This is a genomic window from Umezawaea sp. Da 62-37 (genome assembly GCF_032460545.1).
Lineage (GTDB): Bacteria > Actinomycetota > Actinomycetes > Mycobacteriales > Pseudonocardiaceae > Umezawaea.
Window position 1 is genome coordinate 5,559,388 of sequence record NZ_CP135965.1, and the last position, 22,025, is coordinate 5,581,412.

Below are 22,025 nucleotides of genomic sequence, written 5' to 3' on the forward strand. Positions count from 1 at the left end.
ACCGGCGGCGCCGTGATCGCTTCCCGTTGTGCAGGGGGAGAAAATCGCACCGGGGACCTCCTGGGCAAGGCGGGCAATCCCCCTGGGGGACTTCATTCACCCGCGGGGGTGCGGCTGCTTCAGTTCCGCGGGGCCGGATCCCGCGTACCGCGTTCGACGTACGCCGATCTGCCGCCTCAGCACCGACGCCACCGGCGATCACCTCCCGTACGGTCGAGCCGTGCCCCTGGTGCAGTACCTGCCCTACGCCTGGTTCGCGGTCACGTTCGGCCCGCTGTTCCTGCGCAAGCGGTACCCGGTCGCGGTGATCGCGCTGACCGGCGCCTCCACCTGGCTCTACTACGTGACCGGTCACATGGGGCCGCTGGTCGCGGCGCCCGCGCTGGCGGTGTTCAGCCTGGCGCGGACCTCGGCGGTCGAACGGCGGCGGCGGACCGCGGAGCACGAGCGGCTGAGGATCGCGCGCGAGGTGCACGACGTGGTGGCGCACAGCCTGGCGATGATCAACGTGCAGGCCGGGGTCGCGGCGCACGTGGCGGACCGGAAGCCGGAGGAGGCCGTGAAGGCCCTGCTGGCGATCAAGGAGGCGAGCCGGGCGGCGCTGGAGGACCTCCGGGCGACGCTCGGGGTGCTTCGGAGTGGCGAAGGGACGACGCCGGTTCCGAGCCTGCGGCGGCTGGGCGAGCTGATCGATCCGGTGGGCAAGCCGATCCTCGTCGAGGGCGATCCGGGCGATCTGTCCGCTCCGGTCGACACGGCGGCGTACCGGATCGTGCAGGAATCGGTGACGAACGCCCTCCGCTACGCGCCGGACGCCACCCTGATCACGATCCGGTTCGAGCGGACCGCGGAGCACCTGGAGCTTCGGGTAACCGATGACGGACAGGGCGGGATGCCGGGCATCGGGGCCGGATCGGGGCTCGTCGGGATGCGGGAACGGGCCGAGGCGCTCGGCGGGGAGCTGCACGCGGGAGGATTGCCGGGCGGTGGGTTCGAGGTTCGGGCGATCCTGCCCCTCAGAGGGGAGAGCAGTGATCAGAGTGGTGCTGGCCGACGACCAAGCCCTGGTCAGGGCGGGTTTTCGGTTGCTGCTGGAGACCGAGGACGGTTTCGAGGTCGTGGCGGAGGCCGCGGACGGGGCCGAGGCGGTCGCCGCTGCTGAACGGCACAAGCCGGACATCGTGGTCATGGACATCCGGATGCCGGGCACCGACGGGCTGGAGGGGACGCGGCTGATCTCGGAGCACCCCGACCTGCGGGACACGAAGGTGCTGGTGCTGACCACATTCGACGTGGACGAGTACGTGTTCGAGGCCCTGCGCGGCGGTGCCAGCGGGTTCCTGCTCAAGGACGTCGAGCCGGTGGAGCTGCTGCACGCGCTGCGCGTCATCGCCGCAGGTGATGCCCTGCTTGCACCGAGCGTGACGCGCAGGCTGATCGCGGAGTACGCCTCGCGGCCGGAGAACCGGCGCCTGCACCCCACCGCCCTGCGGGAACTGACCGGTCGGGAGCGGGAGGTCCTCGCCCTGGTGGCGGGCGGCCTGTCGAACGACGAGATCGCGGAACACCTGGTCATCAGCCCCGCGACGGCCCGGACGCACGTCAGCCGGACCATGACGAAAATCGGGGCGAGGGACCGCGCGCAGCTGGTGGTTCTCGCTTATGAATCGGGACTCGTAAGCCCGAAAAGATTATGAGTGAATCCCGAACCGGTCACCCGCTGTATTGGTCGTATTGGTCACGCCTATTAACGGAGCGCGACCGAATGCGCACTAAGCGATAGCGCCGGGCGGCAGGTTCAACCTGAACGGCAACGTTGTCACCACGGCGAGATCCGATGCCGTGCTCTTCATCAGCGACGGCGCGTTGCGGGCTCCGGGCTCGGGGAGGTTGAGCAGCCGCTCGACGGCCTCGACCAGTTGGCCCTCGTAGATCCACACCGCCTGCGGAGGCCTGCTGCTGTCCCTAACCGCAGGTAGACGGCCTGCGCGCGCCTCGGTCTCCGACCAGAACAGGATGGAGTCGACGAAGCCTCTTCGCTGCTTGAACGCCATGATCCGGTCGAGTTCGCCGTCGCCGTCCCGCAGGTGCAGGAACTGGAAGCCGCTTTCGCGCAACTCGATGACCTTGCTCAGTGCGAGATCCATGACGCACCTACCTCTGTGAGGTCCCCGGTCAGGCGTAGACCGTTCCTACATCAACTGGAATGGATCGTACGGCAACCGCGGGAATAAGACATAGACCTGTGGATGCCGAACTACGTCTCAATCGGGGTTGTTGGCACCAGCGTGCCCTTTTCTTCAGTTGTCGTTCTCCTGGGTACGGCCCGGAGCACCCGAATGGTGCGTGTCAGGAATGCGACACTTGCCAAGGTGACCAGAGTCACATGCAACCACATGGCGGCCTCCGTCTAATCCTGGGGGCCCTGGTTGGGCGTGACCCATCCACATAGACGTCCATCCGCCATGCGGGGTTGCAGATCTCACCGACCCGCTACGGCGTGCCTGGATACCCTGGTCCGGTGACCGCCAACCGGCTCGATTCGCCCACGCCACCGGGGAGCGGTCCCGGCCTACCCCCGCTGCCCGAGTCGTGGCTGCCCAAGGAGCACCCGCTGCACCGGCCGCGGCACGGCGTCCGCCAGACCTCGTCCCGCGTGGCCGCCCTCATCTTCTTCTGCGTCCCGATGTTCTTGCTGGTCGTCGGCGTGCGCGCGCCCGAGTTCGAGAACCGGAAGCTGGCAGGCTTCCCGTCGGTCACCGACGGCTTCGGCCTGTTCACCGGCCTGGACCGGTGGGCGACCGACCACCTGCCGCTGCGCGACAAGGCCGTGGCGGCCGAGGACGCGATCAGCCGCGGTGTGTTCGGCGAGCCGCCGCAGTTCAAGAAGGAGCAGAAGAGCGAGGTCGGCCCGGTCATCGCGCCCGAGCAGGACAGCCCGGCCCCGACGCCGCCCTCGGAGTACCAGGACGTCGTCGAGGGCAGCGACGGCTGGCTGTACTTCGGGTTCGACGTGAAGGGCGCGTGCGAGCCGGAGCTGCCGCTCGACGACGTGTTCCAGCGCGTCAACCAACTGCGCCAGGCCGTCGAGTCCTCCGGCCGCAAGTTCGTGTTCCTGGTCGCGCCGAACAAGACGACGATGGTGCCCGAGCACCTGCCGCCGGGGTACTTCGGCGCGGACTGCGCGGCCAAGGCCCGCGACGAGTTCTGGAAGCGCGTGGTCCCCGAGACCGGCGCCGTCGACCTGCGGCCCGGCCTCCAGTCGGCGGCGGACCGCATCAAGGGCCCGGTCTACTCCAAGCTCGACACGCACTGGACGTTCGACGGCGGCCTCGTCTACTCCCGCGCCATCGCCGAGCAGGTCGAACCGGGCGTCTCGGTCACCTGGCGCAGCACGCAGGGCAAGGTCGTCCAGGTCCCCGGCGACCTGGCCTCGCTCCTCGGCCAGCGCAAGAACGTCGTCCTCCAGTCCTACCGGCTGGCGCCCGACGGCGTCGACGTCCGCAGCCGCGAGGTCGAGGGCAGCTTCGCCGAACCCCGCCACGTCACCCAGGACCCGTCCAAGGGCGTCGTCGACGCCAAGGTCGGCCTGCTCGGCGACTCGTTCACCTTCTACGTGCACCAGTACGTCGTCGCCGGGTTCTCCGACATCACGCTCCAGAACAGCGACTTCGTCCCGCCGGACCCGCACCGCACCGGGGCGATGCTCGCCGACCAGGACGTCGTGGTCGTCGAGGCGGCCGAGAGGTCGCTGGTCGGGGGCGTGAACCCGCTGCTGGAACCCGAGGTCATCGCCGCGATCGGCGAAGAACTGGCCAAGAAGCCGCGCTAGGCCGAAACCGCGAGTGCCGTTCACCCGTCCGGATACAGTTGTCCGGTGATGAGCAGTCGTGACACCTCTCGGCCGGTCGGCACGGTCGCGGTGTGGGGGACCTTCGATCTCGACAACTTCGGGGACCACCTCTTCCCGCGGGTCACCGAGCAGGAGATCACCCGCCGCCTCGACGGCTGGCGAGTGCGCCCCTTTTCCCCCTTCGGCGCCGAACACCCCTGTCGGATGGACGGGGGGTTCATCGCCGAGGCGCTCGGCGACTGGTCCCCGGTCCGCGTGGAGCAGTTGGCCGAGTCGGCCGACCTGACGCTCATCGGCGGCGGCGAGATCGTCCACTTCCAGGACGAGCTGCTGGCCGGGGCGTACCACACGACCCCGCAGGTGCTGGCGGGCCGCGCGCCCAGCCGGTTCTTCGTGGACGGGCTCGGCGACTACGAGAAGGACCACCCGGTGGTCTGGAACGCGGTCGGCGTCCCGTTCGTGCCGGACGCCGAGAAGGCCGGGATGATCAAGGACGCGGTGTCGCGCCGCGAGTACACCGCCGTGCGCGACGAGCTGTCCCTGGAACGCCTGCGCGCGTGCGGCGTCGAGGGCGAGGTCGCCCTGGTGCCGGACCTCGGGTTCCTGCTGGACCGGCTGGTCACCCCCGAGGTGCTCGACGAGCGCCTGCGGTACCTCAAGTTCATGGGCTGGTTCCCCAACGACCGGCCCGCGATGATCGTGCAGGCCAACCGGTCCGCGGTGCACCAGGTCGCCGGGATCGCGAAGGTGCTCGACTGGGCGCTGGACGAGGGCATCGTCGGCGACATCGTGCTGATGGAGACCGGCCCGTGCCACGGCGACGACCTGTTCGCCGACGCGCTCCAGCAGAAGCTGCCCACCCGCACCGTGTACCGGCTGCCCGGCGGTCAGCCGCCGGAGGACATCCTCGCGGCGATCCGGGGTTCGGCGGGTGTGGTCGCGATGAGCTTCCACGCCAACATCGCCGCGTTCGTCTACGGCAAGCCGTGGGTGGTCCTGGACCTGTCCGACCAGAGCAAGCTCCGCGCCCTCGCCGAGACGATGGGCCACCCCGACCAGCGCGGCACCGACGAGGACACCCTCGCCAACGCCATCAGGGCGGCTTTCGGCCGCGAGCCCGACCCGGAACGCCTGCGCGGCCTCCAGGCCAGGGTGGACGCGCACTTCGACCGGATCGCCGAGCTGGCCATGCGGTCGTGGCAGGAGCGCGGCGGTGACGCGGCGGCCAGGATCGCGGACCTCACGCGGCAGAACACCCTGCTGCGCCAGGCGAACCAGCAGCTGCGCAAGCGGCAGATCGCGGAACGCCGGGTGCTCGTCGACCGGGTCGAGGAGACGCGCGACGAGCTGGACCAGCTGAGCGCGCGGTGGAACGCCGCCGTCGACGAGATCAACAACCGGTACCAGCACGACAGCAAGGAGCTGCAAGCCCTGCAGAACACGAAGCTGATCCGGTGGAGCCAGCCGCTGCGCTCGGTCTACGGCCGGATCCGGAGGTCCGGCTCGTGACCGACACGGCTTACGACGCCGAGGTCCCCCCGAGAGTCTCGATCGTGCTGGTGTCCTACGGCGGTCGTTCCATGCTGAACGCCTGCCTCTACCTGGTTTCCGAGCACACGCCGGTGCCGCACGAGGTCATCGTGGTGGACAGCGGTTCGGAGGACGGCACGGACCGGTGGGTCGCCGAGCACATGCGCGGCGCCCGCGGCCACGTCGTCGGCCGCAACATCGGCTTCGGCTCGGGCTGCAACCTCGGGGTGGTCGACGCCCGCGCGCCGTACGTGCTGTTCCTCAACGCGGACGTCGAGGTTGGCCCCGGCTGGCTCGAACCGCTGCTGGACGTGCTCGACACCCAGGAGAACGTGGCCGCGGTCGCGCCGGTCATGCGCGACCAGACCGGCGCGATCCAGGAGTACGGGTCCGTCGTCGGCGCGGACGGCTGGTGCCGCGCGTGGGGCGACGGGGCTCCGCTGGTGAACCAGGACGCGCTGTTCCCGCACGCCGTGGACTACGCGTCGGCCGCGTGCCTGCTGGTGCGGCGGCGGGCGTTCAACGCCGTCGGCGGGTTCTCCACCGAGTACGACACCGCCTACTTCGAGGACGTCGACCTGGCGTTCCTGCTGCGGCGGGCGGGCTGGGACACGGTGGTCGACCCGCGCAGCACCGTGGTGCACCAGCGGCACGGCTCGTCGGACGGCTCGACGGCCAAGAGCCTGATGGAGCTCAACCGCAGCACGTTCCTGCGCCGCTGGGGTGCCGCGCTGGCCGGACGGCCCTCGCTGCCCGCCCCGGACAAGGGCTCGCACACGTTCTACTACGCCCGCGACATCCTGGCCGACGCCAGGATCCTGGTCGTGGACGACCGGGTGCCGAACGCGGACCGCGGCAGCGGCGACCCGCGCACGCAGCGGCTCCTGGAGACGCTGGCCGCGCCCGACCGCAGGATCACGTTCCTCGCCAGGGACATCCTGCGGGCCGAGGCGTACGCGCCCGCGCTGCTGGAACTGGGCGTGGAGGTCGTGTGGCAGCACGCGAACCCGTTCCAGGTGATGCGCGAACGCGCCGGGCTGTACGACGTCGTGATCGTCATGCGGCCGCACAACTACTCGTGGATCGCCGAGGCGCTGGCCGAGAGCCAGCCGCAGGCGGTCAAGGTCTACGACTCGGAGTCGCTGTTCTTCCGCCGTGCCGAGCAGTACGTCGAGGCGGCGAAGACCCCGGCGGAGCGGGCCAGGCTGCGCCGCGAGGCCGACGAGCAGCGCGAGGTCGAGGAGGCCGCGTTCCGCTGGGCCGACGTCGGCGTGTGCGTGACGGAGTTGGAAGCCGAGTGGGCGGCCGAGATCGCGCCCGAGGCGTCGATCAGGGTCGCGGGCTACCCGGTGGACATCGCCGACCAGGTGCCCGGACTCGGCGAGCGCGACGGGATCGCGTTCTTCGGCGGGTTCATGGCGGGCGCGGGCAGCCCGAACGAGGTCGCCGTGCTGGAACTGGCCGACGACGTGCTGCCCGCGTTGTGGCGCAAGCACCCCGGCCTCAGGCTGGCCGTCGTCGGCGCCGACCCGACGCCCTCGGTGCGGGCGCTGGGGTCCGACCTGATCGACGTCGTCGGCCGCGTGCCGAACCCGGCGTGGTGGCTCGGGCGGCTGCGGGTGCAGGTCGTGCCGATGCGCCTCGGCGCGGGGATCAAGCTGAAGTTCCTCGACTCGATGGCCGCCGGGCTGCCGTTCGTGACGACCCCGGTCGGCGCGGAGGGCCTGCGCCTGGGCGGGTTGGTGAAGCACCTCGTCGGCGAGTCGAACGCGGAGATGGTCGAGCTGACCAGCGCGCTGCTGTCCGACGACGCGCTGTGGACCGACGTGCAGCAGGAACTGCTGGAGATCGCGCGGAACTGGTTCTCCCGCGCGGCGTTCCGCAACGAGATCGACGAGGTCCTCGCCGACTGCGGCATCGTCCCCAGCCCGTGAACGCGGAAGCGGCGCTCCTCCCGGACCGGGTGGGGCGCCGCTTCGACGGACGGGTCAGCTCGTGGCCGGGAACTTGTCCAGCTGGCGCTTGAGCAGGGCGTCGAACGCGGTCTTCACCGCGGCCTCGTCCGCCCCGTACGCCTCGACGCGCACCACGAACTCCTTGCTGATGTAGTGCGCGCGGTAGGTCGCGGTCGTGTTGAACGCGGAGAGCCCCAGGTGCCGGACGGGCACGTTCTTCGCGCTCGTCGGCAGCAGCTCGAACTGCGCGGACTGGTACAGGTTCTCGACCGCGGTCAGCGTCGCGGCCGGGTTGTTGGTCTTGAACGCCCAGATCCCCTGCGACAGCTTGACCGCGTCGTCCTGGCCGACCGCGAACCGCACGTCGGTCACGCCGGACTGCTGGAGCAGCTGCGCCTCCTCGAACGTCGGCACCTTCGCCACCAGCGCGTCGGCGATGTCCAGCGTCTTGAACTGGTTCGTCTTGCCCTGCACCTCGACGAACGGCCCGTCCGGCGTCTTGCGCACCGGAGGCGGGGACGGCGGGGTGCTCGACGTCGGCGGCGCGGAGGACGAGCTGGTGGGCGCGGCGGTGTTCTCGCCCTTGCCGGGACCCCAGATGAAGTACGCGCCGACACCGCCGCCCACGAGCAGCAGCACCACGACGACGATGGCGATGATCTTGCCCTTGCCACCACCGCTGTCGCTGTCGCTGAACACCTCGGGGCCCTGGACGTTCGACCAGACGTTGCCGTCCGACCCGTCCGACGACCCCCACGGCGGGGCCGACGCGTCCTGCCACGCGGGAGCGGGCGGCTGCTGCGGGAAGATCTGCGCCGGGAAGCCGCCGCTGGGCGTCCCGGTGGGCACGACCTGGGTGCGCTCGCTGTCGTTGGACTGGACCGGGCGCACGAACTGGGTCTTCTCGGAGTCCGGGTTCGCCGACTGCGGCTGCGCGGGCTGCGCCGGGGTGCCGCCCGGCCGCACGACCTGGGTCTTCTCGGCGTCACCCGGCTGCACGACCTGGGTCGCCTCCGACGGCTCCGCCTGCCCCCACCGGAACGGGGGCGGGAACGGGCCGGGAGGCGGCTGCGGCGGTTGCTGCTGCTGAGGGGCCCCGCCGGGTAGTGCTTGCGCGGCGGTGGCAAGGACTTCGTCGCGGCGAAGACGGTAGTCGTCCGCGGAGATCTGCCCTGCTGCCAGCGCTCGATCGAGCTGTTGCAGGTCCTCTTGCCAGGACATCTGGCCCCTTCCACGTAGCGATAGCAGAGGCCATTGTTACCGAGCCCGTCCTGCTACTCACATCGAATGCCCTACATCGCAATCATGTTGGTGTCGGCAGCCGGTCTCAATTGGCCGCGAAGCCGTCAACCGGCCTTGATCACCAAACCGACCCGGTAGAGCTGATCTTCTGATCCCACGAGTACCACTCCATCTTCGACTCCCGGTCGCGCGACGGCGTTCCAGCCCCCGCGTCCGGTGCCGCGAGTGTTGCTCGCCACATCCGCGCGGGGCACGTCCACCGCGCCGCCGCCGACCACCGTGCTGTTGCCGTCGACCACCAGGACGCAGTCCGCGGCCTCCCCGTCGAGGACGGCCCAGCCCGCGATCCTGCTGTCGCCCACGACCGGCCCGGTCTCCACCGCGCCCGCCGTCCTGGAGACGCCCGAGGGACCCGGCAGCTCCTCGACGCGGCTCATGTCCACCACCGAACCCAGTTCGTACCGCCCGCACCCCAGCGTGAAGTCGTCGGAGAACGGGTAGGCCTTCATCGAGCGCAGCACCGGCAGGACCTTCGTGCTCCAGTTGACCGAGTCGATCACCCCGCGCGCGTCGACCCGCATGGCCACCGCGAGCATCGGCTGCCGGGGGTAGTTCTCCCGGACCGCCGTCGCCTGCGCGCTGCCCACCGCGAACGTCAGCACGGCCGCGGTCAGCGCGAGCGGCACGACGTGCAGCCGCGCGAGCCGGGGCCCGCGCAGCACCAGCAGCACCAGCAAAGCACAGGCGCCGAGCAGGGCCACCATCGCGTAGCGCGGACCAAGGCCCTCGGCGGTGCCCAACCGCGCCCGGCTCGCCCCGACCATGGCCGCCACCAGCACGACGTGGAACGCGAGCGCGAACCAGCCCGCGTCGTCCACAGTGGACCGCGCGGGCGGGGCGCCCTTCCCCGGCGCGGCGCGGACCAAGAGGAACGCGAACACCGCCACGGTCAGCGCCCCGGCCGCGAACGCCACGTCGGTGCTGCGCGCCGCCCACACCTGGCCGAGCATCGCCAGCGCCGTGCCGAGCACCGTGTCCACGCCGACCAGCGTCGAGGACGGGTAGCCCGGCTGGCGCGACGGCAGCAGCCACAGCGCCAGCGTGAGCACGCCGAAGGCGACCGGGAGCGCGAAGCGCCACAGCTCGTCGCGGCGCAGCCAGGCGATCAGCGCCAGCGAGGCCCAGATCGGGAACGCGACGCCGTGGCCGAAGCAGCCGACCACGCCGAGCAGCACGGCCACCGCGGTGTTGCCGCGCTGCGCGAACCGCAGCGCCAGCACCGCGGGCACGATGCCGAGCAGCCAGTGCACGCCGCTCATGCCCATGCCGAAGAACTCGAGGGCGCTCGACGAGAACAGCAGGGCGGACAGGCCGACGGCGACGGCCGCCCGCCCGCCGCCCGCCAGCCGGGCGGGCAGCATGGTCACCAGCGTCGCGAACAGCACCAGCACCAGCACGACGCTGAACAGCCCGAGCACCTGGTTGGCCGCGTCGAAGTACTCGGCGTCCAACCAGAAGACCGGTCCCACCAGCGTCAGCGGGTGCCCGTTGTACAGCGTCAGCAACCCCGACGGGCGCAGGGTGCCGTCGTTCTCGGTGACCCTGGCCAGGATCGCCCAGTAGTCGTTGAAGTTCATCTTCGGCGAGCGGATCGCCTCGGCCGCGGCCAGCAGGACCGGGATGGGGACGAGCAGCCAGAGCAGCGCGAGCGGCCCCCGCGGCACCCGGCCCACCGGACGGAGGACTTCCGTCCGCTGGTCGTCGACCGCGGTCATCAACCGACCTTGACCGTTCCGAGCACCTTCTGCACGAACTCGTTGAACTTCTTCGCGATGTCCTGGTCCGGGATCGTGCTCGGGCCCGCGGTGGCGACGCGGACCGTGACCGTGCCGGACGTGTAGACGCCGCGGTACATGAACTGGTCGGACACCGCGAGCTTCATCAGCGACACCGACTCCGGCACGTCGATCTGCTCCACAGTGGACATACCGGCCGCGACCTGGTTGTCCACCAGCGTCGAGGCCAGCTTCTTCGCCGAGTCCACGTCCTTGGCGACGTACACCGCCACCGCGTAGGAGAGACCGCTGTCGGTGCTCGACTTGTCGTAGACCTTGTCGACCCCGGCGGCCTCGAGCGCCTTGACGTCCTTGTCCGACAGGATCTTCGCTTCCTTGGCCTTCACCAGCGTGTACTCGCCGTTCTTCGCGTTCGCCTTGCCGGGCGGCTCCGGCACCGCGGCGATGTCCGCCGGAGGACCGGCCGCCGCCGACGCCGACGACGAGGTGGCCGCGGAGCTGGAAGTGGCCGCGGTGTCGGTGCCCATGCCGCCGTTGAGGCCGAACCAGAACACACCGCCGCCGATCACGACGAACGCGAGCACGCCGATCAGCACGTACACAGCGACCTTGGGACTCTTCCCCGCACCCGAGTCGAACACCTCGGGCCCGTGCATCCCCGGCATCCCGCGGGGCTGGCTCTGCTCGCCCCACGGCGGGGGGAATTGTTGTTGTTGCTGGGACGGGGGAAACCCGACCGGCCGCACCTTCTGCGTCTGCTCGGGGTCGGAGAACTGGTTGGTCCGAATGATCCCGGTCTGCTCCGGGTCGGACGGCTGGCTGGCCTGCCACCGCATGGGGGCAGGTCCTCCGCCGGACGCCGCGGCAAGTAGCTCGTCGCGACGTGACCGATGCTGGTCCGGGGTGATCCGCCCGGCGGCCAGCGACTCGTCCAGAGCGCTCAGCTCTTCCTGCCAGCCCATCTGAAATCCCTCTCGGCGATCTTTCCGCGACACCGCGGACGGGCCCGTGTTGCGGCCGTTGGGAACGAAGTCCACCAAGTGGCCAAGCCGCGTGAGCGTATCTTGGTCCGCCCTCCGCACACAGGTCAGCAGGTCGAGCAAATCCGCAGGTGAGATGGGCCGGCACCGGATGACTTCGGCTAGTCACCACGGGTGCGTGCTCCGTGTTGGGCGGCGATGGCTCCGCGACCGCTCAGATCTCGGGCAGATCAACACCGAGATGGCCCGCGCAGTGGCTTCCACCTGCGCGAAGGGTTGCTACCAGCGGTACCAGCCCGACCAGAAGACGCGGGCTTCGCCGGTATCGGCGCCAATCGTTTAACTTGCCGTGGAGCCGTACAGGGCCGATGTCGGGCTCAACGCCGACTCGCGGTCGCCGCGAGTCGGCGTTGAGCATCAGATGTCACATGCGGATCGCAGGAAGTTCCTCCACGTGATCGGGTGGAAACTCAGGAACTCGCCATGCTTGTTCCGCGAATTCCTGACCAGGGCGGAACAGCTGTACGCGGCAACTTCCAAACAGTTGTCTATAGAGCTGAAAGAGCTTTTTCGCCAAGAACCGTCCGGAACCCCGGTCAAGTCGGGTACGACGTCCTGTTCTCCCACCGCTGCCCCCTCCATGTGGTCATCCGCCGTTCCGGAGAAATTCCCGATACGGCGCAACCAGCATTGCAACGGTAGGCAGGCGCAACTTCTGCCCGTGCGTCCGTCGCGCTCCTCTGCTCCCCGTGGCCTCGGATCGCTCCAAAGACAATTTAAGACGCCAAAGTTGGGCCTTTCTACCGCCGGGCGGGGGAGCGACCTCCTACATGAGGCGATGTTCGGTTACTTCTTGTGAGCACACCTAGTGGTAGTGCTGCCGATTGGTAGAGCAGCTTAGGCCTTTCGCTCACCTGTCAGTTGGGTGACCGCACAACTGCGGCTTCTTAGCTGTCCGGCAGTTTCGCCAACAAGCGATCGATGGTCGCATTGAGTCCCTCGTCGGTGAGGGACAATGACTCCAGTGTCATGAAGTGTTCGACGTATTCGCTGGCCGTTGTCGGATCATTCTCGATGAGGATGTCGCGCACTACCTGCTCCAGCTGTACCACCTGATCGATGTAGTCGTGGTCGTCGGGGTGGAAGTCGAGTACGACGAAGGAGCTCTGCATTCCTTTCGTCACTCCTGCGTCGAACGGCAGGACGCGAATGTCCACATGGGGGAGTTTGCTGACCTCTTTGAGGTGTAGGAGTTGTTCCCGCATCACCGCTGAATCGCCGATTCGACGATGCAATGTCGACTCGTCCAGTACGAAGTGGAACTGCGGGCCGTTTTTCTGGGTGAGCAGTTTCTGGCGTTCCATGCGTACTTCGATACGAGATTGGGAAATTCTTGGATCAGTTTCGTACGAAGCGAAGACGGCCTGGGCGTACTTCGCTGTCTGAAGTAGGCCAGGAATAACCTGGATTTGAAACTGGCGAACTTCCGATGCGGAGGCTTCAAGGCCGAGGAATTGGCTGAAATCTGGATTCAAGTGCTGTTTGTATTTGTCCCACCAGGATCGCTGCTTGCTTGCTCGCGACATCGCGAGTAGTCGTTCGACTTTGTCCTTGTCGGATACTTTGTAATGATCCAACAAAGCCTTTAGGTCGGTGACCGAGATGCTGACGGCTCCCGCTTCTATTCTAATAATTTTACTCGGCGACCATTCCAGTGCGTCAGCCACGTCCCTTTGGGTGAGGCCCGCTTGGTCGCGTGCACGGCGGAGTTCGGCGCGCAGTCGTCGCTGCTGGACCACCGGGTTGAGTGCGTGTGTCATGCTGCCCTCCTGTCGGCAGCCAGCTGCCTGAGTGCCACATAGCTATCTGGTGGCTGGCAGCTATGGACGTGGCAGGCAGCGAGCATCTATCTTGCTTACTGGCACACCGTAACTGGTCGGCAGCCGGATTGCTCTCCCTCCCCTCTCGAACGGAGTCGCGATGCGTCGACGGCGCCAGGGCTTCGGCGGGCCGGAGATGAAGGAAGTCCTACTGGTCGTGCGAACCAGCACGTGCTGCGATCGCATGCGAGACCGACTGCCCCTGTTCGACTCGGACACCCGGATCAACATCACCTGGGTGATCGAACCGGGATCAGTGTTCGTCGACGGACTCGATGTGTACCTCAAAGGCCTGGACGTCCGTTTGATCACCTGGACAGAGGCCAACAGCAGGAGGTGGGACCTCGTCCTCGCCGCCCACATCGACCGTGGGCTGGGATGCCTCAGGGGGGTGGTTTTCGTCTTCTCCCACGGGGCGGGCTTCAACCGCGTCCTGCCCAGCCGGACCAGGAGCGAGGACGAGCCGGTCGGACTGTCCCGGCACGAGCACCGCACCCGGTGGGGCAGGCTCATCGCCTCTGTCATCGGGTTGTCGCACGAAGACCAGCGTGCGTCCTTGATGAGATTGGGGCGCGGTGCCGTCGAGCGCGGCTACGTCATCGGCGACCCGACTTTCGACCGGATCAAGGCGAACCTGCCGATGCGGGAGGAATTCCGCCGCGGCCTCGGTCTGCTGCCCTGGCAGGAACTCGTCACGATCACCTCGACCTGGGGTGTGCACGCGCTGGTGCGGAGACCCGAACTGGTCAACAGGCTGCTCGCGCAACTGCCGCAGGACGAGTTCAGGGTCGCCCTAGTGCTGCACCCCAACGAATGGCGCCTCTATGGGGCAATGCCACGTAGCTTAAGTTGATCATGGTGTTGTGTGGGGTTCTTGTTGTCGGTTCGGCGTGGTGACCTGGTGGTCGTGTCGGGGGCCGGCACGGTCTGCGGTGTGGACGCGGGTGTGGTGTCGCCGGATCAGGTGTCGTTGGGTGTGCTGGTGGCCGCGGTGTCACGGGACGCGGTGGATGACGCGGTCGCGGTGTGCGGTGTCGGCGCGAAACGATCGGACGGGAAACTGCCGCCGCATGTGGTGGCGTATCTGACGATGGCGCTGTGCCTGTTTCCCGAGGACGACTACACCGAGGTCGCGACCAGGGTCACCGGGTCGTTGGACCGGTGGGGATGCTGGAACGCGGACTGGGCCGTGCCGACCGCGAGTGCGATCACCCAGGCGAGGAAACGGTTGGGGCGCGGGGTGTTCCCGGAGATCTTCGAGCGGACCTGTGGTCCGGTGGCCGGTGACGCGTCGCCGGTGGCCGGGGCGATCGCGACGGGCCGGGGCCGGGGGTCGTGGTTGCGGGGATGGCGGGTGTTGGCGATCGACGGGTTCGACGTGGATGTGCCTGACACGCCGGGCAACGCGGCGGAGTTCGGATACGGCGGACCTACCGGGAAACGGTCGGCGTTCCCGAAGGCGCGGGTGGTGGCGGTGGCCGAGTGCGGCACGCACGCGTTCGTGGCCGCGGAGGTCGGTGCCTACGCGGTCGGGGAGAAGACCCTGGCCGGGCGGCTCTATCCGCGGTTGCGGCGGGAGGAGTTGCTGACCGCGGACCGGAACTTCTACGGGTTCCGCGCGTGGGGGCTGGCCGCGGGGACGGGTGCGGCGTTGTTGTGGCGGGCCCCGACCCAACTGCGGTTGCCGGTCGTGCGGGTCCTGCCCGATGGGACCTACCTGTCGGTCGTGGTCGATCCGGCGCTGCGTGGAGGGCGTCGGGAGAGGGTGATCGCCGCGGCCGTGGCCGGTGAGGAGCTCGATCCGCGGGAGGGGCACCTGGTCAGGGTGGTTGAGTACGACGTGCCCGACCGTCTCGGGAACGGGGAGGGCGAGTTGATCGTGTTGTTGACCACGATCACCGACCCGGCCCACGCGCGTGCCGACGAGTTGGCGGCGGCCTATCACCAGAGGTGGGAGCAGGAGACGGCGAACGACCAGCTCAAGACCCATCTACGTGGGCCGGGCCGGGTGCTGAGGTCGCGGCTTCCGGATCTGGTGCACCAGGAGATCTGGGCCTGGTTGATCGTGCATCACGCGATCACCGCGTTGATGGCCAGGGCGGCCGAGGCTGCCGATCTGGATCCGGACCGGCTGTCCTATACCGGGGTCCTGCGTCTGGTCCGTCGTTCCGCCACCGGGACGGCGGACATTTCCCCCTGAGTGCTGGGCGCGGGCTCTGCCCGGTGTGCTGGCCCGGATCGCGGGGCTGCGGATTCCGCCGCGCCGTGAACGGACATGTCCTCGTGCGGTCAAACGGTTCCGGCACAACAGTTACCGGATGAAAGAGCCCGACGAGCCCGCCAGTATCCGTCACGGCGGTCCTGCGACCGTCCGGCTGTATACCCTCAATCCCCAACAAGCATGATCAACTTAAGCTACGTGGCATTGCTCTATGGGGCGGACAGGTTGATGGCGATCTTCCGCGACGCCCTGGCCAGCGGTCTGCTGCTGCTCAGGCACGACGACGGGTGGCAGGTCGGCCTGATCGCTGCCGACTTCTGCATCGGAGACCACGGTTCGGTCGCGTTCTATGCCGCCGCGCTGGGGATTCCGTTCCTTAAGGCCGTCGACGTCCCCGGCGACCTGCTCAGCGGGTCGCCGACGGAGCAGTTCATCAGGGAAGCCGAACCGGTCAACCTCGACCGCGATCTGCACGTCCAAGTGCTCGACATGGAATCCCGGCACGATCCGGCCAGGCTGGCGGACATCACATCGCGGTCGCTCGGTCTACCCGGTGATCACGGGAAGGCGTTCCGGAGGAAGGTCTACGAGATCCTGGGACTCCAGCCGGAAACGCCATTGAGGGTGCTGTCGTTCAAACCCCCGGATCCCATCACCAGCGAGAGGTCCGCCTCGACGCTGGTGACCTTGATGACCACGGTGATGACCGAGCAGTCAGGCCAGGTGCGCGTCCGGCGGTACCCGGCGGTCCTGGAGCACAACCACTCCCCTGACGACTGCCGCGAGTACGTGCAGATCAGTCGCGACACCGAGGTCGATCCGAGATTGCGGGAGAGCGCCGAGATCGTGGTGGCACCCGCACCGCTCGGTGAACACGAAGCCATGGAGTGGCTCAAACGGCGGCTGGAGTCGACCGGGGTGAAGCTGGTAGCGGTCGTGTCGGGAACGCGATGCCTGCTCCGCCTCCGCGACGGTCCGGTGCTGGAAGCTCGGACCACGTCCCTGACATCGAGCGGAACCTCGCCGCCTGACGTAGAGGTCACCGCCGCCGCGGTCTACGCATGGCTCGCCGAAGGCAAGAGCTTCGACCAACCCGTGGACATCACGATCAGGCTGACCGACTTGCTGGCATGCGACACCCGAATCTCCGTGGTGGTGAGCGATGGAAGCGCTTTCCCGCTTTAATGCCCGTCCCGGTGAATCCATCCGCTCACTTCGTCGACCCTGGGGTTCCCGGATTCCCGGTACAGCTCGACCAAGCGCAACGCGGAATCCCTGAACAGGGCGAGATCTTCTTCGCGCTTCGCCACCACGGCCAGAACCTCCAGCGCTTGCGCTTCCTTGACTGGCTGACGCCGCTCCCTGGTGGTGGCGACGGCCGAGCGCAGGACGACCAGCGCGTCGGCGTTCCGGTCGAGCGCCTTGTACGCCGTACCGAGGACGATGCAGGTACGCGCCACGGCCATCTCGTCGTTCAACTCCTGTGACGCGTCCAGGGCGGCGTCGAGCACCGCGATGGCGGCCGCGGATTCCCCGCTGCGCACCAAGACCTCGCCCAAGTGGTAGTTCTGCATCGCGATGCCCCGCTGGTCGTTCAGCACCTCGTTGATCTCGCGTGCTTGCCGGAAACTCTTCGCGGCCTCGTCGAACCGCCGCTGGTCCCGGCGAAGAAGACCGACGGATTCCAGTACGACCGCCAACGCCCGTGAATTCCCGGATTCGGTCGCCGCGGACCAAGCGGCGTTCAGATCATCATTAGCCTTGGAGAGCTGACCGAGTTCCATGTGTGCACGCGCGAGGTGGTTGTGCATACGAGCCAAAGCGGCAGTATTGCATTCATTCGCAGCAGCCAGAACGCCCAATTCGTGGGCTTCGATCCAATCGTTGAACAGCTTTCGTCCGTGGTAGAACGCCCAGAGTGCTTCACACAACTGCCAAGTCGCGGAGTTCCAGCCCCGTTGGACCGCGGTGCGCACCGCGGCGAGCAGATTCGCCCGTTCTGCTTCGAACCATGACATTCCAGTGGCAGCGGTGAAAGGCGTACCCCACTCCGAAAGATCATGGTCGGCCAAACGCCAGCGTGCGGCACCGAGCACCGCATGATCCGCAGCGGCGGCACCTAGTAAGTACCAGTTCACGATCGCGCGCAGCGCCGCGTCTTGTTCGGCCGTTGTTTCGTCGGCCACCGCTCGGCGTTGAGCGTGTAGTCGAATCAGGTCGTGCAGGCGATAGCGTTCGCCCCCCAGTTCTTCGACGAGATTGGCCTCGCGGAGTTCGACAAGTGCGTCGTCGACCTCGTCAAGGGTCATCCCCGCGGCCGCCGCGGCGACCTGAGGACCGAAATCAGGGCCTGGATGGACTCCGAGGATCCGGTACACCCGCTGCGCCGGTACGGGGAGGTCTTGGAACACGATGTCGAACACGCGCTGACCGCCTTCCGGTGAAAGTCTGTCGAGTCGCGAGTCGTCGTCCGACAGGTAGCGCACCAGTCGGGACACCGACCAGTGTCGTCGCTGCATCAGGCGAGCACCCGCCACGCGCAGCGCGATCGGGAGGCCCGCACACAGGCGGACCAGTTCACGGACGGCCTGGGGGTCCGAGCCGAGTTGGCCCGCGGGCAGCATCCTGGCCATCAACGACGAGCTGTCGAGCGGGCTGAGCGGGTGGAAATCCACCATCTCCGCGCCGTCCATCGCCAGTCCGCTGAGCCGGCTGCGGCTGGTGACGATCACGACGCTGTCGGACGAGCCGGGTATCAGGGGCCGGACCTCCGCTGCCTGGCCGACGTCGTCGAGCATGATCAACACTCGGGATTCGGCAGTCCTCGTGCGGAACAGCGCTGACCGTTCCGGCAGCTCGATCGGGATGTACTCCTCATGGACGCCCAGCGCCCGCAGGAATGCTGCCAGCACATCACTCACGCCCAGGCCGCCCCGATGCCGGTACGCGGACAGGTCCGCGTAGAGCTGGCCGCCGTCGAACCTGTCCCGGTTCTCGTGAGCCCAATGAATGCCCGCCGCAGTTTTGCCGACCCCGCTCATCCCGCTGAGCACGAAGACGACAGGGCGCGCTTCGGCCGTTCGGTTGTTGACCGACCACGTCAGCCTGCGCAGCTCCTGCGTGCGGTTGACGAACTCATGCGGTGTGGGTGGCAGCTGCTTCGGAACAGGAGTTGCGGCGGTTGCAGGCGTTGTCACGGTGACCTCTCCGATGACTTGAGCCTGAATTACGCTACTCCCAACACTGCTCGATACGCCATTGTGGACAGCGCCCACCCATGCGGACCTGGCACGACGGCGGGCGTCGCTTTCCGGTTTACCCGTGTTCATCGGTCCACCCCCCTGGCAAAGCCACCACCCCGCTACACCTCGGCTTCCCCTTTGGGGTCGCCGAGTTCGTAGCGAAAGACACTGCAATCTGTAGCGCACACGTCTGTGGTGCGTCGATGGCTTGGCTCGTCCACTCCATCGGCGGGGTATTGATGACGCAGAGTGATGCTGCTCCAGATCGCCGTATCGATCTCCGACAGTGACCGATTCAATTACAGTACGTAAATATATCGGTTAAGTCCCGATAGTGTTACACATAGTGAATTTTGCCAGAAGTTCACCCGAACAGTGGTTCATAAGTCGAAGATCGACGTAATTTTGACCAGTGGCCAAACTGCGGAAAAACTTGAATCACCTTCCATGATCCGCTAGCTTCGCCCTCTGTCGTCCGGAGCCGGGGTCCCTCCCGGTCGGTCGCGCGGTGTCGGGGGACGGGCGCGCGGCTGGGGTCGGGCTTGGGCTGGGGAGAGCATGTTCACGTTTTCGACGCGCGGGTCCGTTGTGCTGGCGCTGGTCGTGGTGCTCGGTGGTGCGGCGTCCGCGACAGCGGTGGCGCAGGAGCCCGGTGGGCGGGCGGATCTGTCGGTCAGCGCGTTCGTCGAGGACAAGCAGTACGACGTCGGGGCCGAGGTGCCGGTGACGGTGACCATCAAGAACGTCGGCACCGCTGACGCGACGGCGGTCAAGGCGTCCATCGGGTCGAAGTCGGGCTCGGGGTTCGTGGTGGACGCGGCGCAGTGGGGTGATCTGGGCGCGGGCGGGACGATCGCGTCGGGGACGAGTCGGACGGTCAAGGTGACCGGTGTGACGCAGAAGTGGCAGAACGACAACCCGGTGGTGCGGGTCGCGGTGCAGTCCGCCGACGACGCCGAGCCGGGCAACGACTTCGCGGACTTCACGGTCCGCTACCTGCCGGGTGACACCAGGAGCGAGGTCGGCGGGTACGTGTTCGGCGACCGCGACGGCGACGGCGCCCCCGACTCCGGGGAGGGTTTCGCCGGGGTCCGGGTGCGGCTGGGGTCCAAGGAGCTGAACAGCGACGCGTTCACCGACGAGAAGGGGCACTTCACGTTCGGCCCGCGGCCCGCGCAGGAGTACTCGCTGACGGTGACCGGTGTGCCGGAGGGCTGGCTGTTCACGGCGTCGCGCGACATCGTGGTCGACGGCTCCGCAGGGAGCGCGGACGTGCGGTTCGCGGCGGTGCGGCCGTTGCGCGAGTCGCTCACGGCGAAGGCGGAGTTCACCAGCGCCGAGTACGCGCCGGGAGCCGGGGCGACCGCGCGGATCACGCTGGCCAACACCGGCTCGAACGCGCTGGCCGGGATCACCGCGGCGTGCGCGGGTGACGGGCCGCAGCTGGCGGTCTCGTCGTGGGGCGAGCTGGGCACCGGTGCCGCGATCGGCGCGGGCGAGACGCGGACGTTCGAGGTGGAGGGCACCGTGCCCACCCAGCTCGGCGCGGTCGGCCTGTCGTGCGACTTCGGCGCCGACCGGACGTTCCCCGGCAGCCTGCCGACGGCTTCGGCCACCGCGAAGGTCGCGAACCCGACGTCGGGCACGCCGCCGACCACGACCACCTCGCCGACCACGAGCACCACCGCGCCGACCTCCACGACGGACTCCGACGAGGCGCCGCCGGTGGCGGACACGCCCGACGGTCCGCTCGCGAGCACCGGCGCGAGCGTCCTGGGCATCTCGCTGCTCGGCCTGCTGGTGCTGATCGCGGGCGCCGTCGCGGTGCTGGTCGCCCGCAGGCGCAAGTCCGCCTGACCTGCCTCCGGGTGGTCCGTCGACCGACGGACCACCCGCGCGGTTTGAGTAGCGGTACTCAAGACAAAGCCCCTGGTGGCGGGCGAGGATCAGCCATGGCCAACACCAAGAAGGGCACGCCGACCTCGACGGCGTTCTACGCGCAAGCCGTGATCTCGTTCGCCGCCTCGCTCGGAGCCGTGGGCCTGGGTGTGGCCTACCTGCCGGTCGACAGCTGGGTGCGCGCGTTCCTCGCGCTCGGCCTGCTGTTCACGGTCACGTCGGCGTTCACGCTGGCCAAGTGCATCCGCGACCGCCAGGAGGAGGGGTACCTCGTCAGCCGGGTCGACCAGGCCCGGTTGGAGAAGCTCCTGGCCCAGCACGATCCGTTCAAGGTGGACGCGGTCTGACGCGTCAGCCCCTCTTCGTCATCAGCGTCGGGCCGAGGATGCGGCGCGCGATGCGCCGGGCCGCACTGCGCGGCTGGGCGGGCTGCGCGGCCGCCTGCGCGGGCTTCGGGGCCTGGGCGGTGGGCGCTTCCGGGGCACTGGGCGCCTGGACCTGCGGGGCCTGGACCGGGGGCGCTTGAACCGGCGGGGCCACCTTGATCGGGGGCGCCAGCTGCAACTGGGGCGCTACCTGGGCCTGGGGTGCCGCGGGGGCTTGGGGTGCTGCCGGGGATGCCCCCTGGACCTGCAACGACGGTGGCAGCGGTGGCGCGGGGATCGGCTGGTAGGTGGCCGGTGCCGGGATGTGCGGCTCGAACAGCGAACCCGGTGCCGGCGGCGGGTACGCGGCCGGTGGAGGCGTGACCGGTTGGAACTTCACCGTCGCGTCGCTGTGGAACTTGACCGTCGGCTCGTTCCTGGGCGTGAACTGCTGGTGCTCCTGGCTCAACGTCACGCCTCGGATTCTGCCGGCTCCACCGCGTCGACTTCCAGGGGGAAGAGACCTGGACGACATCGGACCGACATCGATGGGTACGGCTCGACCGGGTCGGCCGAGCCGGTCCACATCGTTGCTTCAGGTCAGATGAGCGTCGCGGTGAGCGTGATCGTCGTGCCCGCCAGCGCCTGGCTGACCGGGCAGTTCTTCTTCGCGTTCTCAGCGGCCTCGGCGAAGGCGGCGGCGTCCAGACCGGGCACGGCGGCGTTCACCGTCAGGTGGATGCCGGTGATGCCGGTGCCGGGCTGGAAGGTCACCTCGGCCGAGGTGTCGACCGTGGTCGGCGGGGTGCCCGCCTGCGCGAGACCGTGCGACAGCGCCATCGAGTAGCACGACGAGTGCGCCGCGGCGATCAGCTCTTCCGGGCTGGTCTTGCCGTTGGCGGCCTCGGCGCGGGAGGGCCAGCTGACGTCGAAGGTGCCGACGCCGGACGACTCGAGCGCGACAGCGCCCTTGCCCTCCATCAGGTTGCCTTCCCAGTGCGTGGTCGCCTTGCGCGTGGTGGCCATCTGAAAGCTCCGTCTCGAAGAGGGTTCCTCAGTACG

The 22,025-nt window shown here is 68.3% G+C and carries 19 protein-coding genes; 10 read left to right on the forward strand and 9 right to left on the reverse strand.

Going from position 1 to position 22,025, the window contains the following annotated elements; all coding sequences use genetic code 11:
* The first annotated feature begins 220 nt into the window (after positions 1-220).
* Both RM788_RS25430 and RM788_RS25435 read left to right on the forward strand, forming a co-directional pair.
* The gene (locus RM788_RS25430; protein ID WP_315934254.1) at positions 221-1,162 is read left to right on the forward strand and encodes a sensor histidine kinase; all 942 of its coding nucleotides are present in this window, start codon (positions 221-223) and stop codon (positions 1,160-1,162) included.
* Positions 1,086-1,697, forward strand: coding sequence for a response regulator (locus tag RM788_RS25435; protein WP_315934255.1), 612 nt, complete (start codon positions 1,086-1,088; stop codon positions 1,695-1,697). Before RM788_RS25430 ends, RM788_RS25435 begins: the two co-directional genes overlap by 77 nt.
* A gap of 75 nt (positions 1,698-1,772) precedes the next feature.
* Here the strand turns inward: RM788_RS25435 and RM788_RS25440 are convergent, their stop codons facing one another.
* A complete protein-coding gene (locus RM788_RS25440) occupies positions 1,773-2,147 on the reverse strand; it encodes a hypothetical protein (RefSeq protein ID WP_315934256.1) in 375 nt (124 codons plus the stop codon).
* Between the two features lie 374 nt (positions 2,148-2,521).
* On the opposite strand from RM788_RS25440, the gene RM788_RS25445 reads away from it, so the two are divergent.
* From RM788_RS25445 to RM788_RS25455, 3 genes are read left to right on the forward strand one after another with little or no spacing between them, the layout of a single operon-like run.
* Positions 2,522-3,832: an alginate O-acetyltransferase AlgX-related protein gene (locus RM788_RS25445; RefSeq protein ID WP_315934257.1), complete on the forward strand. Its 1,311-nt coding sequence runs from the start codon at positions 2,522-2,524 to the stop codon at positions 3,830-3,832.
* Between the two features lie 48 nt (positions 3,833-3,880).
* On the forward strand, positions 3,881-5,362 hold the full coding sequence (locus RM788_RS25450) for a polysaccharide pyruvyl transferase family protein (protein WP_315934258.1): 1,482 nt from the start codon (positions 3,881-3,883) through the stop codon (positions 5,360-5,362).
* Complete coding sequence (locus tag RM788_RS25455) at positions 5,359-7,317, forward strand: glycosyltransferase (protein WP_315934259.1); 1,959 nt, start codon at positions 5,359-5,361, stop codon at positions 7,315-7,317. The genes RM788_RS25450 and RM788_RS25455 overlap by 4 nt, the downstream gene beginning before the upstream one ends.
* Before the next feature lie 54 nt (positions 7,318-7,371).
* Here RM788_RS25455 and RM788_RS25460 read toward each other — a convergent pair whose 3' ends face one another.
* The 5 genes from RM788_RS25460 to RM788_RS25475 all read right to left on the reverse strand — a co-directional run bounded on the left by RM788_RS25460 (position 7,372) and on the right by RM788_RS25475 (position 13,176).
* Positions 7,372-8,559 carry a hypothetical protein gene (locus RM788_RS25460; RefSeq protein WP_315934260.1) on the reverse strand — a complete coding sequence of 396 codons (1,188 nt, stop codon included), beginning with the start codon at positions 8,557-8,559 and terminating at the stop codon, positions 7,372-7,374.
* Between the two features lie 125 nt (positions 8,560-8,684).
* Complete coding sequence (locus RM788_RS25465) at positions 8,685-10,355, reverse strand: hypothetical protein (RefSeq protein ID WP_315934261.1); 1,671 nt, start codon at positions 10,353-10,355, stop codon at positions 8,685-8,687.
* On the reverse strand, positions 10,355-11,338 hold the full coding sequence (locus tag RM788_RS25470) for a hypothetical protein (protein ID WP_315934262.1): 984 nt from the start codon (positions 11,336-11,338) through the stop codon (positions 10,355-10,357). Before RM788_RS25470 ends, RM788_RS25465 begins: the two co-directional genes overlap by 1 nt.
* A gap of 435 nt (positions 11,339-11,773) precedes the next feature.
* Complete coding sequence (locus RM788_RS53040; RefSeq protein WP_399344767.1) at positions 11,774-11,998, reverse strand: DUF397 domain-containing protein; 225 nt, start codon at positions 11,996-11,998, stop codon at positions 11,774-11,776.
* Positions 11,999-12,303: 305 nt separating this feature from the next.
* Positions 12,304-13,176 (reverse strand): helix-turn-helix domain-containing protein, encoded by an 873-nt coding sequence (locus RM788_RS25475; protein ID WP_315934263.1) that lies wholly within the window; start codon positions 13,174-13,176, stop codon positions 12,304-12,306.
* A gap of 160 nt (positions 13,177-13,336) precedes the next feature.
* Here RM788_RS25475 and RM788_RS25480 point away from each other — a divergent pair, with 160 nt between their 5' ends.
* The 3 genes from RM788_RS25480 (at position 13,337) to RM788_RS25490 (ending at position 16,642) form a co-directional block, all read left to right on the forward strand.
* Complete coding sequence (locus tag RM788_RS25480; RefSeq protein ID WP_315934264.1) at positions 13,337-14,089, forward strand: hypothetical protein; 753 nt, start codon at positions 13,337-13,339, stop codon at positions 14,087-14,089.
* A gap of 48 nt (positions 14,090-14,137) precedes the next feature.
* Positions 14,138-15,436 (forward strand): IS4 family transposase, encoded by a 1,299-nt coding sequence (locus RM788_RS25485; protein WP_315930309.1) that lies wholly within the window; start codon positions 14,138-14,140, stop codon positions 15,434-15,436.
* Positions 15,437-15,511: 75 nt separating this feature from the next.
* On the forward strand, positions 15,512-16,642 hold the full coding sequence (locus RM788_RS25490; RefSeq protein WP_315934265.1) for a hypothetical protein: 1,131 nt from the start codon (positions 15,512-15,514) through the stop codon (positions 16,640-16,642).
* Here the strand turns inward: RM788_RS25490 and RM788_RS25495 are convergent.
* Positions 16,639-18,654 (reverse strand): NB-ARC domain-containing protein, encoded by a 2,016-nt coding sequence (locus RM788_RS25495; RefSeq protein ID WP_315934266.1) that lies wholly within the window; start codon positions 18,652-18,654, stop codon positions 16,639-16,641. The genes RM788_RS25490 and RM788_RS25495 overlap by 4 nt on opposite strands.
* Positions 18,655-19,257: 603 nt before the next feature.
* Between RM788_RS25495 and RM788_RS25500 the strand changes: the two genes are divergently transcribed.
* Both RM788_RS25500 and RM788_RS25505 read left to right on the forward strand, forming a co-directional pair.
* Positions 19,258-20,556, forward strand: a complete 1,299-nt coding sequence (locus RM788_RS25500) for a CARDB domain-containing protein (RefSeq protein WP_315934267.1) — start codon at positions 19,258-19,260, stop codon at positions 20,554-20,556.
* 95 nt (positions 20,557-20,651) lie between these two features.
* Complete coding sequence (locus RM788_RS25505) at positions 20,652-20,945, forward strand: YiaA/YiaB family inner membrane protein (RefSeq protein ID WP_315934268.1); 294 nt, start codon at positions 20,652-20,654, stop codon at positions 20,943-20,945.
* Between the two features lie 4 nt (positions 20,946-20,949).
* Here RM788_RS25505 and RM788_RS25510 read toward each other — a convergent pair whose 3' ends face one another.
* Complete coding sequence (locus RM788_RS25510; protein ID WP_315934269.1) at positions 20,950-21,438, reverse strand: hypothetical protein; 489 nt, start codon at positions 21,436-21,438, stop codon at positions 20,950-20,952.
* A gap of 125 nt (positions 21,439-21,563) precedes the next feature.
* Positions 21,564-21,989: an OsmC family peroxiredoxin gene (locus RM788_RS25515; RefSeq protein WP_315934271.1), complete on the reverse strand. Its 426-nt coding sequence runs from the start codon at positions 21,987-21,989 to the stop codon at positions 21,564-21,566.
* Between the last annotated feature and the right edge of the window lie 36 nt (positions 21,990-22,025).

Excerpts from the sequence above, each read along its gene's own strand:
- RM788_RS25440 (WP_315934256.1), bottom strand. The coding sequence starts at position 2,147 with ATGGATCTCGCACTGAGCAAGGTCATCGAGTTGCGCGAAAGCGGCTTC.
- RM788_RS25450 (WP_315934258.1), top strand. The coding sequence starts at position 3,881 with ATGAGCAGTCGTGACACCTCTCGGCCGGTCGGCACGGTCGCGGTGTGG.
- RM788_RS25460 (WP_315934260.1), bottom strand. The coding sequence starts at position 8,559 with ATGTCCTGGCAAGAGGACCTGCAACAGCTCGATCGAGCGCTGGCAGCA.
- RM788_RS25465 (WP_315934261.1), bottom strand. The coding sequence starts at position 10,355 with ATGACCGCGGTCGACGACCAGCGGACGGAAGTCCTCCGTCCGGTGGGC.
- RM788_RS25470 (WP_315934262.1), bottom strand. The coding sequence starts at position 11,338 with ATGGGCTGGCAGGAAGAGCTGAGCGCTCTGGACGAGTCGCTGGCCGCC.
- RM788_RS53040 (WP_399344767.1), bottom strand. The coding sequence starts at position 11,998 with ATGGAGGGGGCAGCGGTGGGAGAACAGGACGTCGTACCCGACTTGACC.
- RM788_RS25475 (WP_315934263.1), bottom strand. The coding sequence starts at position 13,176 with ATGACACACGCACTCAACCCGGTGGTCCAGCAGCGACGACTGCGCGCC.
- RM788_RS25480 (WP_315934264.1), top strand. The coding sequence starts at position 13,337 with ATGCGTCGACGGCGCCAGGGCTTCGGCGGGCCGGAGATGAAGGAAGTC.
- RM788_RS25490 (WP_315934265.1), top strand. The coding sequence starts at position 15,512 with ATGTCCTCGTGCGGTCAAACGGTTCCGGCACAACAGTTACCGGATGAA.
- RM788_RS25500 (WP_315934267.1), top strand. The coding sequence starts at position 19,258 with ATGTTCACGTTTTCGACGCGCGGGTCCGTTGTGCTGGCGCTGGTCGTG.
- RM788_RS25505 (WP_315934268.1), top strand. The coding sequence starts at position 20,652 with ATGGCCAACACCAAGAAGGGCACGCCGACCTCGACGGCGTTCTACGCG.
- RM788_RS25515 (WP_315934271.1), bottom strand. The coding sequence starts at position 21,989 with ATGGCCACCACGCGCAAGGCGACCACGCACTGGGAAGGCAACCTGATG.